Below are 14,913 nucleotides of genomic sequence, written 5' to 3'. Positions count from 1 at the left end.
CTATGATCCGCACGGAAGAGATGCTTTTGAATGTAGGACCTCAGCATCCGAGTACACATGGTGTGTTCAGGCTCGTAATTAAGATTGACGGGGAAATTATTAAAGAAGCTACACCTGTTATTGGATATTTGCATCGCGGGACCGAAAAGATCGCTGAGAGCTTACAGTATACGCAAATTATCCCTTATACAGATCGAATGGACTATTTATCAGCCATGACGAATAATTACGTCATTTGCCATGCTGTGGAGACGATGATGGGGCTTGAAATTCCAGAGCGTGCCGAATACTTGCGAGTACTTGCGATGGAGCTAGGAAGAATTGCGAGCCATCTCGTTTGGTGGGGGACGAATCTTCTTGATATAGGAGCGGTCAGCCCGTTTTTGTACGCGTTTCGTGAACGAGAGATGATTATAAATTTATTAAATGAATTATGCGGGGCACGGCTTACTTTTAACTATATGAGAGTTGGTGGTGTGAAGTGGGATGCGCCAGATGGTTGGATTGAAAAGGTGGAAGAGTTTGTTCCGTATATGAGGGAGCAATTAGCAGGTTATCATGATCTTGTTAGCGGTAATGAGATTTTCTTAAATCGTGTGAAAGGCGTTGGTATATATAGCGCGGAAGAAGCGATCTCGTATTCTTTAAGCGGAGCAAATTTGCGGTGCACTGGAGTAAACTGGGATCTTCGCAAAGATGAGCCGTATTCGATTTATGATCGTTTTGATTTTGATATTCCTGTTGGAAGCGTGGGAGATGCTTGGGATCGCTACGTTTGCCGAATGCAAGAAATCGAGGAGTCTTTAAAGATTGTTGAGCAAGCGGTTCAGCAGTTCCCGAAAGATGGAGCTGTGCTGGCAAAAGTACCGAAAATTATTAAGGCACCTAAGGGAGAAGCGTTCGTACGTATCGAATCGCCGCGCGGAGAGATTGGTTGTTATATCGCAAGTGATGGAAAGAAAGAGCCGTACCGTTTGAAGTTTCGTAGACCATCTTTTTATAACTTGCAAATTTTACCGAAGTTATTGAAAGGTGAAAACATCGCTAATTTAATTACGATTTTAGGTGGAGTTGATATTGTACTTGGGGAGGTTGATGGCTAATGATTGAGACGCTCTTACAATCACCTTCAAGCTGGACGAATTTCTTCATTTTTTTCGGATTAGCGGTACTTCTACTATTTGCAGTCCTTGGCTTCGTTACATATGGAATTTTGGCAGAACGGAAAGTGATGGGGTTTATGCAAGGGCGGATTGGACCAAACCAGGTTGGAGGCCGATTCGGTTTACTGCAAACGGTAGCTGATGTTTTAAAACTATTATTGAAAGAAGATAGTATTCCGAAAGCAGCAGATAAACCGCTGTTTATATTAGCGCCTGTCATTGCATTTGCACCAGCATTTATGGTGCTTGCGGTTATCCCGTTCACTGATAAATTTCAATTTGCAGATATTGGAGTCGGGCTACTTTATTATATTGCTGTTTCCGGTATTACGACGATAGGTGTTGTAACTGGGGGATGGGCATCGAATAATAAATATTCCCTTTTAGGAGGGATGCGTGCGGCGGCGCAAATGATTTCTTATGAGATTCCGCTCGTAATGAGTGTAATTGGTATCGTTTTGCTAGCTGGTAGCCTGAATTTAAATGAGATTGTAGCGGCGCAGGAGAAGGTCTGGTACATTTTCGTACAGCCAATTGGCTTCGTCGTTTTCTTAATCGCAGCAGTTGCAGAGTTAAATAGGACGCCATTCGATTTGCCGGAAGCGGAGTCAGAACTTGTTTCTGGATATCATACGGAATACTCAGGTTTTCGCTGGGCGTTTTTCATGCTTTCAGAGTACGTATATTTCTTCGGGATGGCATCGTTAATTACAGTGCTCTTTTTAGGCGGATGGAATCCAGTCATGTTTCTTGGATTTATCCCAGGTGCCGTATGGTTTGCTTTGAAATTTAGCAGTGTAGTCTTTCTATTAATTTGGTTCCGCGTTACGTTCCCGCGTATAAGAGGTGACCAGTTAATGGAGTTTGGATGGAAAGTATTATTGCCGATTGCACTTGCAAATATTTTCTTAACGGCATTGATTAAGGAGTTATTCTTCTAATCTATGAGGGGGGTGCCAGTAAGAGATGAAAGGACTATTTAAAGGGTTAAAATATACATTAAGTAATTTGAGCAAGAAGAAGGTAACGTATGATTATCCAAATCAACCGTTGCCGTTGCCAGACCGTTTTCGGGGGATTCAAAAATTTTATCCGGAGAAATGTATTGTTTGTAATCAGTGCTCTAACATTTGTCCGACAGACTGTATTCAGTTAACAGGAAAGAAACATCCGGATCCTACGAAAAAAGGAAAAATTATCGACACGTATGATATTAATTTTGAAATTTGTATTCTTTGTGATTTATGTACAGAAGTTTGTCCGACAGAGGCAATTGTCATGACAAATAACTTTGAACTCGCGGAATATTCACGTGATGACTTATTTAAAAATTTGCAGTGGCTTGACGAAAACGACGAAAACGTCAGGAAGGAGAATAAGGCATGAATGGCGAGTTTGTAGCATTCTTTATACTATCCTTGTCTGCAATTATCGGCGGTGTTCTTATGTTGAACTTAACGAAAGTTATGCACATGATGCTAGCTCTCGTTCTGACATTTCTCAGCATTGCAGGTTTGTATTTTCTTTTGTCAGCCGAATTTATAGGCGTTGCACAAATTTTACTTTACTCCGGTGCAATCACAATTATTATGATTTTCGGCATTATGTTAACGAAACATAACGCGGAAAATGAATCGCGTCTTACTCTTCGAAAATGGATTATCTTCTTTGCAGTTGTAGCATTTGGAGCGGTTATGTATTTCGCTGTTAATAATGTTGATTTTGCAAATGAAAGCACACAAGGAAGTTTACCTCTCCATGAAAACAACACACTTCAAATCGGTACGCTTCTCTATTCAAAATATATTATTCCATTTGAACTAACTTCAGTTATTTTACTTGTAGCACTCGTTGGCGCAATTATACTTGCGAAAAAGGACGAGAAAGAGGAGGATTCCAATGAGTAGCGTTCCAGCTTCTGCATATTTAACACTTGCGATTATTTTGTTTTGCATCGGTCTATTTGGAGCTTTAACAAAGCGGAATACAGTAATCGTATTAGTTTGTATCGAATTAATGCTGAATGCTGCCAATTTAAACTTAGTGGCGTTTAGTAAATTAGGCTTATTTCCGAATTTAACAGGTCAAATTTTCTCACTGTTTACGATGGCTGTAGCGGCAGCGGAAGCGGCGTTAGGACTCGCTATTTTAATTGCTTTATATCGTAATCGTACGACAGTTCAGGTGGATGAAATGGATACGCTCAAAGGATAGCATTGTGACCGAAAAAGGGGGAAGGAAACAATGATCGATTATGCATGGCTCATACCGCTTTTCCCACTCGTTTCGTTTTTGTTACTTATTATATTCGGGAAGAAAATTAGAGAAGGAAGCAGCGTACTTAGTATTTTTTTCGTCTTTCTCTCCTTTATACTTGCGGTACTTGTGTTAATAGAAAGGTTTTCAGAAGCAAGCGTGAAGCATAAGTGGGTGTGGCTTAGAGCTGGAGATGTGGATATATCATTCGGCTTTGAAGTGACTGCATTAGGAGCTTTAATGTTATTTATCGTGACGCTTGTGAGTCTACTTGTACATGTGTATTCGAAAGGTTATATGAAAGGTGATGAACGATTACCGACCTTTTACGCATATTTAGGACTCTTTACATTTGCGATGTTAGGGCTTGTTATATCAACGAATTTATTACAACTTTATATATTTTGGGAATTAGTTGGCCTTGGCTCATTTTTACTTATCGGTTTTTATTTCTTTAAAGAAGAAGCGAAGGCTGCTGCAAAAAAGGCTTTTATTATGACCCGTATTGGGGATGTTGGTTTATTTATCGGGATGATTTTAATTTTTTGGTACGCAGGTAGTTTTGAATATGACGCAATATTTAGGGCGATTTATACAGGGGATCTACCTCCTTACATGATTACAATAACAGCGATATTAATTTTTATCGGGGCGATGGGGAAATCAGGTCAGTTCCCGCTTCATACGTGGTTGCCAGATGCAATGGAGGGGCCAACACCCGTTTCGGCACTTATTCACGCGGCGACGATGGTCGCAGCTGGCGTATATTTAGTAGCGACGATGTTCCCTCTATTTTCAGCAAGTACAGTGGCGATGCAGACAGTGGCAATCGTTGGAGCTTTCACTGCAATCTTTGCGGCCTCTATCGGTCTTGTGCAAACAGATATAAAGAGGGTGCTTGCTTATTCTACAGTTAGCCAGCTCGGGTATATGATGCTCGCGTTAGGTTCTGCCGGTTATGTAGCTGGTATATTTCATTTAACGACACATGCTTTTTTTAAAGCACTACTATTTTTGGCGGCAGGAAGTGTAATTCATGCTGTGCATACGCAAAACATTAATAAAATGGGCGGTTTACAGAAGAAGATGAAAGTAACTGGTACGCTATTTTTAATAGGTACCCTTGCCATTAGCGGTGTTCCGCTGCTTTCCGGTTTTTTCAGCAAAGATGAAATTTTAGCGGCGACGTGGATGAATGGCAATTACGTTTTATTTACTTTAGCGGTAATTGCGGCGTTTTTAACAGCGTTTTATATGTTCCGCCTTTACTTTCTTGTCTTTACTGGAGAAACGAAGACGAAGGAAGAAGTACATGAATCGCCTCGCGTTATGACGTATCCAATGATTGTTCTCGGCGTTCTCGCAGTAGTGGCAGGATATATAAATACACCATGGTTTGGGACGTTTCTCGGAGATTGGTTGACGAAAGATGTAGGGTTTAAGGTTGAAGAAACGCATGGACCAGTTTGGATTATGATTGTTGCGACACTCGTTTCATTTGCGGGAATCGCTCTTGCATATTTCATATATAGGAAGAAATCAATTTCTAGGAATTGGGCTGGGGGTACGGAAACATCGCTTTATAATCTTTTGAAAGAAAAATATTATGTGGATGAACTATACAACATGACGGTGATCCCTATTACGAAAGGAATCGCTCATGTGCTTCGCTTATTTGAAGTGTATGTAGTCGAAGGAATTGCAGTTTTAATTGCAAGTGTAGTGAAAGGCACAAGTAACCTTGGATCGAAACTTCAAAACGGGAATGTACAAGTGTACGGTACTGTAACGGTGGTTTCGCTCGCTGTACTCGTCATTATTTTGCTCTATACGGGAGGGGATTTACGATGAATGATTTGTTGTTAACGTTCTTCATTTTTTCCCCGCTTTTAGGAATTTTATTGCTTGTATTAACACCGAAAAAGGAATTGCGTACAGTGCGAGCGCTTGGCTTATTTGGGACGGCACTTCCATTTGGAATCGCTATCGTCCTCGCTTGTACATATGCTTCTGGAAAGAATTTGTCACTATTCGATGAAAAGATGAAATGGATTAAGTTCGGCGATTTTACAGCGGTAGATAAAAGGTGGTTTTCTATTTATTACGAGCTCGGTATTGATGGTTTGTCGCTTGTCATGATGGTACTGACGGCTCTTCTAGCAACGCTTGCAGCAATTGCAGCCTTTTCTATTAAAAGAAATTTAAAAGCATTTTATATGCTGTTACTCATGCTAGAAATAGGAATGCTCGGCGTCTTTGCTGCTCAAAACTTAATGTTGTTTTTTATCTTCTTTGAAATTACTTTGCCACCAATGTTCTTATTAATTGGAAAGTGGGGAAAATTGTCGAGTGAAAAGGCTGCGTATAGTTATTTAATATATAACGGTATTGGCTCAGCTATTTTGCTCATTGTTTTCTCAATTTTGTTCGCGAAAACAGGTACAACAAATATTGTGGAGCTGAAAGAGATATTAAGAAGCGTAAATGCAGAGGGAGCACTCGTCATCCCAAGTAGTTTGCAGCTTAGTGTATTTATTGCCATAATGATTGCTTTTGCAATTAAACTACCTGTTTTTCCGTTGCACCGCTGGATGGTCAATGTACACATAGAAGCGCATCCAGCTGTAGTTATGCTTCATGCGGGTGTTTTGCTGAAGATTGGAGCGTACGGTATTATTCGCTTCGGGAAAGGGCTATTCCCGGAATATTTTCACGATGTTGCAACACTAATTGCGATATTAGGCGTAATTAATTTATTATACGGTGCCTTTTTAGCGCTCATCCAAACAGACTTTAGGAAAGTACTGGCTTACTCTAGTATTTCGCATATGGGAATTGTGTTAATGGGACTTGCGTCACTTAATGCACCTGGTACACAAGGAGCGTTATTCCAGGTTGTATCGCACGGTTTAATTGCAGCCTTGCTGTTTTTCTTACTCGGTGTTATAGAACAACGTTTCGGAACATCAGACATTACAGCGCTTGGTGGACTCGCAAAAAGTGTCCCAGTACTTAGCGGCTTCTTCTTAGCAGGAGGAATGGCATCGCTCGGATTACCAGGGATGTCTGGGTTTGTTAGTGAATTTCTTGCCTTTCTCGGTTTATTTCAAGGAGAGCCCGTCATTGCTGCAGTCGGTGTGATTGGCATCATTTTAACCGCTGTATATGTATTAAGGGCGACACTTCAAGTGACATTTGGAAAGAAAGAGTGGGAAGCAAAATATGATATACACGGATGGGAGTATGTCCCTGTTTTACTACTTATCTTTTGTATTATTGCAATTGGAGTTATGCCAGAAATACTAGGGGATCCGCTTCAAAATACATTGAAAACATTGGGGGTGAAGTAGGATGGATATGAATACGTTATTTAGCTTATCGTGGCATCTAATGGTGCCAGAATTTATTATTCTCGGCGCCGCCATCCTCCTTTCCATATGTGATTTGTTTTTTAAGCTGAACCATAGATATGTAGCTCTTGGTGCGATTGCTGCCATCGTATTAGCAATCGTGTCATTAATTACTCTATATAGCGAACCGGCAGGAGATATTTTAAATGGATCGTTTGTGTTAGATGGATTTTCAAAAGGGTTTAAAACGTTGCTATTAGGTGCCTCAGCCCTCATTTTATGCACCGCAATGAGCGATGATAAGAAGAATCCAATCGAAGATAAAGGTGAATATTATTACTTATTTTTAATGGCACTTCTTGGTGCGATGTTCATGGCTTCTAGTGTAGATTTTATTACCCTTTTCGTTGGTTTGGAGTTACTTTCACTTTCTTCTTATATTTTAGTAGGAATACGAAAAAAGAGCCGTGCATCAAATGAAGCGGCAATGAAATACGTCATTAGCGGAGGAATTGGAACGGCGATTACGCTCTTCGGAATGAGTTATTTATACGGTATTACAGGTTCAACTAACATTGTAGATATGCAAAAGGTACTCACTGGGGAACTCGCTAGTGGTATTCAGTTATTGTTAGCTCTCGCATTTCTTTTATTGCTAGTTGGTCTCTCATTTAAAATTGCCACAGTGCCGTTTCATATGTGGGCACCTGATGTGTATGAAGGAGCGGCTACACCTGTTACTGCTTTTCTTGGAACGATTTCTAAAATTGCCGGGTTCCTACTCATTATTCGTTTGTTCCTTATGATCTTTGCAAGTGTATTAATACAAGGAGATATGCAATCTTTATATGGGCATATGAGTATATATATTGCGGTGCTAGCAAGTATTACGATGATTGTTGGGAATGTAGTCGCATTAAAACAATACAATATAAAGCGTTTATTTGCTTATTCGGGCATTGCTCATGCAGGATATTTACTCGTTCCACTTGTGGCATTATCACCATTTACGATGGATAGCATGTGGTTTTATATGCTGGCATACATGCTTATGAATATAGGCGCATTTGCTATCATCCACGGCTTAATCTTACAAAATAATGAGGAAAATATAACAATTTTCACAGGTTTATATAAAAGGTCACCATTTACAGCGATAATGATGACAATTTTTATTTTATCGTTGGCTGGGATACCAGGAACGGCTGGCTTTATTGGAAAGATTAATATCTTTTTAGGCGCACTTCATGTAGAGCCAGCACATTACGTACTAGCTTCGATTATGATGGGTACGACAGTTGTTTCATTCGTATATTATTTCCGTATTTTACAACAAATGTTTTTCCGCACCGGAGAGACAGAAGAGAGAATACGGTTACCGTTAAATATAAAGGTTGTTATGAGTCTTTGTGCAATTTCGATTGTAATACTAGGGATTATGCCGATGATTGGGTACAATTTCTTTTATGAATATTTTCCATTAATGAAAGATTTCTTCTTCTTAGGGAACGTGGTACAATAGTGAAAATAAAAGGTGTGGAGTCAGTACTCTGCGCTTTTTATTTTGTGTTAACTTGTAATGTAGATATACGTTTTTGGAAAGAAAATCACGATGTAAAATGTAAGATGTCTATGTGCATTTGAAAAAGTGTAGCTCCTACTTATTATGGTATCGTTTTTATATTCTTTCATAAGTAGTAGCTGAGTAAAAAGGGGTCGATTTTTTGGCACAACTTTTAGGGCAACAAGCACTGATTGCCATTGTTTCGCATTTATTGTTTATTACCATTACGTGGTGGGCCTTACAAGGCATTCACATTGAGCGTTTAATGAAGTCCGGAAAAGTGCTGCAGACGCGAGTATTACTCATCTTAATTACAATTGCAATTGGGACATCTGTAAGTAACTTTTTCCTTGATTATTTAGGCTATTCGAAGAGTTTAACGTATTTAGTAAAGTAAGTGTATAGAACCTCAAATCTCCGTTAACAATGGGGATAGGAGGGGATGAAATTGAAGCTTAAAGCCATTCTTATTGTTGCACTTAGTGTTGTTTTATTTTTGGTTGGATATAGAGAGATGAAACCGATAAGCGATGAACAGAAAATGGAGAGCATGATCAAGGCTTTAGAGAAAAATGATGCTAAAGTAGAAAAATGGTCATGGTTAGCGAGAGAAACAAAAACAATTTCTAACATACATACGTTTCAAAAGTTGTTAAACGATGTGAAGGAAAAGGCAAATATTCAAAAGTGGGAAGTAGAGCAATCTCCAGATGGATATAAAGCTACATCCTATAAAAAGCTTTCTTCTTATGAAGAACGAGTAGTAGTAACTTGGAGTAAAGAAAATACTAAAGAAAACACTTTCATTATCTTTGAAGTAAGTGGGGCGAAATGGGACCCGAAGTATGTTCAAAACATGAATAAAATTTTTAGTGAAAAACCTATAATTTACACTTGTGTTCAAGGTGTACTGAATGATAAGATTGAAGGTGTTTTGCAAAATAAAACCAATCAGGTTTTGAAAGATCTTTCAGCAAGAGCGATCGAACAAGTAGAAGAAAGAGCATTTGTGTCAGTCTCCGCATACAATAAAAAGTGGGATGACGCTCTTTCAACAAATAGAGAGAAAATAAATGTGCAAATAGCAATACGTTCTACAGACAACAAAGATACAATTGTGGTTGGCACACCGATCATAACTTCTGAGTATTGAGTGAATAGATACTGAAAAAAGGACACGGAGGGGAATAATTTGGAAAAGATCATCGTCCGTGGCGGAAAGCGGTTAAACGGCACAGTGCGTGTTGAGGGCGCAAAAAATGCTGTATTACCTATAATCGCTGCAGCCCTATTAGCGAGTGATGGAAAGAATGTACTATCTGAAGTACCAGTTTTGTCTGATGTATACACAATTAATGAGGTATTACGTCATTTAAATGCTGAAGTCGTATTTGAAAATAATCAAGTAACAATCGATTCTTCTAAAGAACTAAACATTGAAGCACCATTTGAATATGTACGTAAAATGCGTGCATCTGTTCAAGTAATGGGACCATTATTAGCACGTAACGGTCGTGCTCGTATTGCACTTCCTGGTGGATGTGCAATTGGTTCACGTCCAATTGACCAACATTTAAAAGGCTTCGAAGCAATGGGAGCAAAAGTACAGGTTGGTAACGGTTTTGTTGAGGCATATGTTGAGGGAGAACTAAAAGGAGCTAAAATCTACTTAGACTTCCCAAGCGTAGGCGCGACAGAAAACATTATGTCTGCAGCTACATTAGCAAAAGGGACAACAATTCTTGAAAACGCAGCGAAAGAACCAGAAATCGTTGACTTAGCTAACTTCTTAAATGCGATGGGAGCGAAAGTACGCGGAGCTGGAACTGGAACGATTCGTATCGAAGGCGTTGATAAATTATATGGTGCAAACCACTCTATTATTCCTGACCGTATTGAAGCGGGAACATTCATGGTTGCAGCAGCAATTACTGGTGGAGACATCTTAATTGAAAATGCTGTACCTGAACATTTACGCTCAATTACAGCGAAAATGGAAGAAATGGGTGTTAAAATTATTGAGGAAAACGAAGGTGTACGTGTTATCGGCCCAGATAAGTTAAAAGCGGTTGATATTAAAACTATGCCTCACCCAGGTTTCCCAACAGACATGCAATCACAAATGATGGCATTATTACTACAAGCTGATGGAACAAGCATGATTACAGAAACGGTATTCGAAAACCGCTTTATGCACGTTGAAGAATTCCGTCGTATGAATGCTGATATTAAAATTGAAGGTCGTTCTGTTATTATGAACGGTCCAAACAGCTTACAAGGTGCTGAAGTAGCAGCAACTGACTTACGTGCTGCAGCTGCATTAATCTTAGCTGGTTTAGTATCAGAAGGTTATACTCGTGTAACTGAGTTAAAACATCTTGACCGTGGCTATGTAAACTTCCATAAGAAATTAGCTGCATTAGGTGCAACTATTGAACGTGTAAACGAAAAAGTAGAAGAAGTGAAAGAACAAGAAGTTTCTGATCTTCACGCTTAATTAAAATAGTCTCTATGTCTTTTGACATAGGGGCTATTTTTTTTGGTTATTACTGTTATAGTCAATAAATTCTATACTTATGCACGTACCAGTAAAAATATTTAGAAAATTTCTGTTTTATACTCTTCCCCCTTAAGTATGTTCTAAAAGAAAGAGTTGTTCCATAAGAATGAATGGAGTAAAGCTTTTATATTGGAGGAAAATAGGATGAAATTTTCAAAGCCACTTTTTATTACAGTAGCGCTCTTAATAGCGCTCGTTATCATTGTACCTGCAGCCCTTGTTATTCCATTTGCGAAAGCAAAAGTAGGGGAAGAAACGGCCTCTAAAACTCCTCCAGCGATAGAAAGCATACCAGCTCCAGGAAAAGTAGATACAGCTGTTCAAGTTGCTGTATATCGCGAAAAACAGAAGAAGGTAGAAACATTACCAGTGGAGGAGTATGTGACAGGTGTAGTAGCTTCTGAGATGAATGCCAGTTTTGAAATAGAGGCACTAAAGGCGCAGGCATTAGCAGCGAGAACATTTGTAGTACAACGTATGCTAAGCGGAGGAAAGAAAAATAATGCGGATGTGACAGATACGGTGAAAGATCAAGTGTACAAAAGCAAAGATGAATTGAAGAAGCAATGGGGTAATAACTACGAAAATAATTTGAAGAAAATCGAAGAAGCCGTTTCGAAAACAGCAGGACAAGTTTTAACGTATGATGGAAAACCAATTTCAGCATCCTTCTTTTCAACGAGTAATGGCCGAACAGAAAATGCAGCTGACTATTGGGGAAATGATTATCCGTACTTGAAAAGTGTAGATAGTCCGTGGGATCAAGCCTCTCCAAAGTTTACGAGCGAGCAAACATTTACAGTAGCTGATTTTCAAAAACGTCTCGGTGTGAAAGTGCTAGCAGACGGGAAGGTTGGAAATATTAAAGACCTTACGGAAGGAAAGCGCGTAAAGGATGTAGCTTTTCAAGGAAAAACATTAACTGGAAAAGAAGTTCGTGAAAAGTTAGATTTACGTTCTTCTGATTTCACGTGGAAACAACAAGGGGATAAAATCATCGTTACGACGAAAGGCTTCGGTCACGGTGTTGGTATGAGTCAATACGGGGCGAACGGCATGGCAGCGGAAGGAAAGAAATATACAGATATTGTCGCTCATTACTATAAAGGCGTTGCAATAAAGACGATGAATGATTATGAAGGAAAATTGATGGTGAAGAAATAGGTGTCAGAACTCTGGCACCTATTTTTTTCTGTTTAAAATATCATAATTTTCCATTAATTGTTTGATATAATAGGATAAAAAGGCATTTGGGGGAAATGAAATGGCGTTACTAGAGTTGAAACAATTAGGGAAGGCGAACCAGTTACCGGCAATTGAGCTAGAGGTGGAGAAGGGACAATGTATTGTTTTGCAATGCAATAATCATACAGCTAAAGTGTTACACCGCATCATTATTGGTGAAGAAGAGGCGTCGACTGGCAATGTACTGTTTGAAGGAGAAGCAATTGGAAAGAAAAATTATTCCCGCATCGGTTTTTGTTTTTTGAAAGATGAGGCATATGATCGTTTGAAGGTGAAAGAATACTTCAAATTTCTATTAGGGCTTTATGAATCAAAGATAAGTATAGAAGAAGTTGTGCAGTCTGTTGGTCTCCTAGATAAACTAAACGTTAAAATAGAAAAATTATCATTTTCAGAGAAACGCCGTCTTCATATCGGACGAGTGATGATTCATAATCCGGATTTAATCATTTTGGAAGAACCGGAGCAAAATGTAGATATAGAGAGTACGGTTATTATTCGAAAAGCAATCATGAAAATGAAAGAGCAAGGAAAGGCGATTTTTATTACGTCATCTTTTCTATCGGATGCCCTTTCGTTAACGGAAGATGTATACATACTAAACAATGATGGTGTGAAAAAAGTAGAAATTGAACAAGAGGAAGCAGAAAAAGTCGATGAAGAGAAGGTCGTTCAAATAATTCCGCAAATGAAGTTAGAAAGAATACCTGCGAAAGTGAACGATAAAATCATTTTACTTGATCCGATGGAAATCCATTTCATTGAAACGCAAAACGGAGTAACGCATATTCACGTTCGTGAAGGTGATTTCGTATGTGCATTAACATTAAGTGAACTAGAAGAAAGATTAACAGGTTTTGGTTTCTTTAGATGTCACCGCTCGTATCTTGTGAATTTACAAAGAGTACGAGAAGTGATTACTTGGACTCGTAACAGTTTTAGTTTAATTTTGGATGACGAAAGAAAAAGTTCAATTCCGCTTTCAAAAGGACGCATGGATGAATTAAAAGGTGTGATTGGGCTATAAAAAGTGCTCCAATAAGCTCAACATGCGATTCATTCACCGGTAAAAATACTCCTTTTACCGGTATTTTACTGCGTAATCCCTTTGTTTTTCATATGATTGAGTCAAGAAAAGCGAAACAAACGAACGAAAAGCGCTAAAGCGACTTTCATCTATAAAGAAGAAAAACAAAGGGGATGAAGAAATGACATTGGCAATTGAAATGAAAGATGTAATGAAAAGTTTCAGTGGAAAAACGGCACTTCGAAATGTAAATATTGAGGTGAAGCAAGGAGAGATATTCGGATTCCTCGGACCGAGTGGATCTGGTAAGACGACAACAGTAAAAATTTTAACTTCTCAATTGCTTCATAGTGTTGGAACGGTAAGAGTATTAGGGAAAGATATTACAGGACCAAGTAGCATCGATTATAAACGAATTGGTATTTTAACAGATAACAGCGGCTTATATGAAAGACTTAGCATTTATGATAACTTACTATTATTTTGTGACTTATATGATTGCAAAAAAGAACGAATCGATGAAGTACTAACACAAGTAAATTTATTAGATGATAAAAAAACACCAGTAAAGAAACTATCAAAGGGAATGAAGCAACGCGTCACACTAGCGAGAGCAATCCTTCATAAACCAGATATCCTCTTCTTAGATGAACCAACATCTGCACTTGATCCAGTAAACGTACAAAACATTCATAAAATCTTAAAAGACTTAAATGAAGAAGGAACGACGATTTTCTTAACGACTCACAACATGGATGAAGCAGAAACGCTTTGTAACCGTATTGCCTTCCTTTGTGGCGGAGAAATTGTAGCACTCGATACGCCAGAGAACCTGCGCTTACAATACGCTAAGGATCAAATAGAGGTCGTATTAAAAGGTAAACGAAAAGAAGTAGTGCAAAAAGATGAATTAGGCGCAAAACGTATTTCAGAATGGATGAACAAAGGAGAATTACTATCCATTCATTCACACGAACCAACGCTAGGCGATATCTTTATTGAAGTTACTGGGAGGGGATTATAATGACATTTTCAATGAGACGTGTATCAGCTATTTTTAGAAAAGAAGTACAAGATTTTAAGACAAATTCACAAGTGTTGTTAATGGCATTTTTACCAATTATACTTTCATTTTTGTTTAGCAGATTTGGAGTGGGAAAGGAAATGTTAGGTATTACTACTATAACGGCCTTCCTATTTGTCGCAGGCTTTGTTCAATCTATGGTAATTGCAGAAGAAAAAGAAAAACATACATTGCGTGTATTAATGCTATCACCGGCATCTTCGGTTGAAGTTCTACTTGGAAAGAGTTTATTAACATCGGGTCTGACGATGGTCATTTGTATTGCAAATTTATTCATTTTAGATCAGTTAAATATTAATCTTCCATTGGTAGGATTGATATTCTTATGCGGAACTATTTTGTTTATCGTACTTGGAACAATGATCGGATTACTTGCATCTTCTGTACCACAAACATCAATAATTGGAATGCCGATATTAATGACGATGTATTTGGCTGTACAGTTTGAGCCAATGGTTGAAAATAAAGTAATTAAGACGATGATTGGATATCTTCCAACATCTCATATTGTGAAAGCACTTAAAAGCTTAGTAGGTGGGGCGGGATTTAGTAGTATTAGTGGGCATGTATTAAATGTTGCAGTTTGGCTTATTATATCGCTCGTTGTATGTTTAATCGTATATAAAAAGAAACAATTAGACTAAAAACTGAGCTAAAAGTGCTC

General features: G+C 38.5%; 15 protein-coding genes. All 15 read left to right on the top strand.

Going from position 1 to position 14,913, the window contains the following annotated elements; translation table 11 throughout:
- The first annotated feature begins 2 nt into the window (after positions 1-2).
- The 15 genes from nuoD (at position 3) to BC_RS26350 (ending at position 14,893) form a co-directional block, all read left to right on the top strand.
- The gene (gene nuoD, locus BC_RS26420; protein ID WP_000621434.1) at positions 3-1,103 is read left to right on the top strand and encodes an NADH-quinone oxidoreductase subunit NuoD; all 1,101 of its coding nucleotides are present in this window, start codon (positions 3-5) and stop codon (positions 1,101-1,103) included.
- A complete protein-coding gene (gene nuoH, locus BC_RS26415; protein ID WP_000573426.1) occupies positions 1,103-2,104 on the top strand; it encodes an NADH-quinone oxidoreductase subunit NuoH in 1,002 nt (333 codons plus the stop codon). The genes nuoD and nuoH overlap by 1 nt, the downstream gene beginning before the upstream one ends.
- Before the next feature lie 25 nt (positions 2,105-2,129).
- Positions 2,130-2,549 carry an NADH-quinone oxidoreductase subunit NuoI gene (gene nuoI / locus BC_RS26410; RefSeq protein WP_000677191.1) on the top strand — a complete coding sequence of 140 codons (420 nt, stop codon included), beginning with the start codon at positions 2,130-2,132 and terminating at the stop codon, positions 2,547-2,549.
- Positions 2,546-3,070, top strand: a complete 525-nt coding sequence (locus BC_RS26405) for an NADH-quinone oxidoreductase subunit J (protein ID WP_001012812.1) — start codon at positions 2,546-2,548, stop codon at positions 3,068-3,070. Before nuoI ends, BC_RS26405 begins: the two co-directional genes overlap by 4 nt.
- Complete coding sequence (gene nuoK, locus BC_RS26400) at positions 3,063-3,377, top strand: NADH-quinone oxidoreductase subunit NuoK (protein WP_000100077.1); 315 nt, start codon at positions 3,063-3,065, stop codon at positions 3,375-3,377. The genes BC_RS26405 and nuoK overlap by 8 nt, the downstream gene beginning before the upstream one ends.
- Before the next feature lie 30 nt (positions 3,378-3,407).
- A complete protein-coding gene (nuoL, locus tag BC_RS26395; RefSeq protein WP_000568230.1) occupies positions 3,408-5,270 on the top strand; it encodes an NADH-quinone oxidoreductase subunit L in 1,863 nt (620 codons plus the stop codon).
- Complete coding sequence (locus BC_RS26390) at positions 5,267-6,769, top strand: NADH-quinone oxidoreductase subunit M (RefSeq protein WP_000998926.1); 1,503 nt, start codon at positions 5,267-5,269, stop codon at positions 6,767-6,769. Before nuoL ends, BC_RS26390 begins: the two co-directional genes overlap by 4 nt.
- Positions 6,770-6,776: 7 nt before the next feature.
- Complete coding sequence (gene nuoN / locus BC_RS26385; RefSeq protein WP_016125743.1) at positions 6,777-8,291, top strand: NADH-quinone oxidoreductase subunit NuoN; 1,515 nt, start codon at positions 6,777-6,779, stop codon at positions 8,289-8,291.
- Positions 8,292-8,493: 202 nt separating this feature from the next.
- Complete coding sequence (locus tag BC_RS26380) at positions 8,494-8,730, top strand: DUF1146 family protein (RefSeq protein ID WP_000057889.1); 237 nt, start codon at positions 8,494-8,496, stop codon at positions 8,728-8,730.
- 51 nt (positions 8,731-8,781) lie between these two features.
- Complete coding sequence (locus BC_RS26375) at positions 8,782-9,486, top strand: YwmB family TATA-box binding protein (protein WP_000767916.1); 705 nt, start codon at positions 8,782-8,784, stop codon at positions 9,484-9,486.
- 39 nt (positions 9,487-9,525) lie between these two features.
- The gene (murA, locus tag BC_RS26370; RefSeq protein ID WP_000411274.1) at positions 9,526-10,830 is read left to right on the top strand and encodes a UDP-N-acetylglucosamine 1-carboxyvinyltransferase; all 1,305 of its coding nucleotides are present in this window, start codon (positions 9,526-9,528) and stop codon (positions 10,828-10,830) included.
- A gap of 207 nt (positions 10,831-11,037) precedes the next feature.
- Entirely contained in the window at positions 11,038-12,057 is a 1,020-nt protein-coding gene (spoIID, locus tag BC_RS26365; protein ID WP_000672662.1) for a stage II sporulation protein D, read from the top strand.
- Positions 12,058-12,157: 100 nt separating this feature from the next.
- Positions 12,158-13,165: a LytTR family transcriptional regulator DNA-binding domain-containing protein gene (locus tag BC_RS26360; protein ID WP_001185912.1), complete on the top strand. Its 1,008-nt coding sequence runs from the start codon at positions 12,158-12,160 to the stop codon at positions 13,163-13,165.
- Positions 13,166-13,346: 181 nt separating this feature from the next.
- Positions 13,347-14,189 (top strand): ABC transporter ATP-binding protein, encoded by an 843-nt coding sequence (locus tag BC_RS26355; protein ID WP_000170865.1) that lies wholly within the window; start codon positions 13,347-13,349, stop codon positions 14,187-14,189.
- Positions 14,189-14,893, top strand: coding sequence for an ABC transporter permease (locus BC_RS26350; protein ID WP_000144450.1), 705 nt, complete (start codon positions 14,189-14,191; stop codon positions 14,891-14,893). Before BC_RS26355 ends, BC_RS26350 begins: the two co-directional genes overlap by 1 nt.
- Positions 14,894-14,913 lie beyond the last annotated feature (20 nt).

It is taken from the genome of Bacillus cereus ATCC 14579 (assembly GCF_000007825.1).
GTDB classification, from domain to species: domain Bacteria; phylum Bacillota; class Bacilli; order Bacillales; family Bacillaceae_G; genus Bacillus_A; species Bacillus_A cereus.
This window is presented reverse-complemented; position numbering and strand designations above follow the sequence as displayed.

Excerpts from the sequence above, each read along its gene's own strand:
- nuoD (WP_000621434.1), top strand. The coding sequence starts at position 3 with ATGATCCGCACGGAAGAGATGCTTTTGAATGTAGGACCTCAGCATCCG.
- nuoH (WP_000573426.1), top strand. The coding sequence starts at position 1,103 with ATGATTGAGACGCTCTTACAATCACCTTCAAGCTGGACGAATTTCTTC.
- nuoI (WP_000677191.1), top strand. The coding sequence starts at position 2,130 with ATGAAAGGACTATTTAAAGGGTTAAAATATACATTAAGTAATTTGAGC.
- BC_RS26405 (WP_001012812.1), top strand. The coding sequence starts at position 2,546 with ATGAATGGCGAGTTTGTAGCATTCTTTATACTATCCTTGTCTGCAATT.
- nuoK (WP_000100077.1), top strand. The coding sequence starts at position 3,063 with ATGAGTAGCGTTCCAGCTTCTGCATATTTAACACTTGCGATTATTTTG.
- nuoL (WP_000568230.1), top strand. The coding sequence starts at position 3,408 with ATGATCGATTATGCATGGCTCATACCGCTTTTCCCACTCGTTTCGTTT.
- BC_RS26390 (WP_000998926.1), top strand. The coding sequence starts at position 5,267 with ATGAATGATTTGTTGTTAACGTTCTTCATTTTTTCCCCGCTTTTAGGA.
- nuoN (WP_016125743.1), top strand. The coding sequence starts at position 6,777 with ATGAATACGTTATTTAGCTTATCGTGGCATCTAATGGTGCCAGAATTT.
- spoIID (WP_000672662.1), top strand. The coding sequence starts at position 11,038 with ATGAAATTTTCAAAGCCACTTTTTATTACAGTAGCGCTCTTAATAGCG.
- BC_RS26360 (WP_001185912.1), top strand. The coding sequence starts at position 12,158 with ATGGCGTTACTAGAGTTGAAACAATTAGGGAAGGCGAACCAGTTACCG.
- BC_RS26355 (WP_000170865.1), top strand. The coding sequence starts at position 13,347 with ATGACATTGGCAATTGAAATGAAAGATGTAATGAAAAGTTTCAGTGGA.
- BC_RS26350 (WP_000144450.1), top strand. The coding sequence starts at position 14,189 with ATGACATTTTCAATGAGACGTGTATCAGCTATTTTTAGAAAAGAAGTA.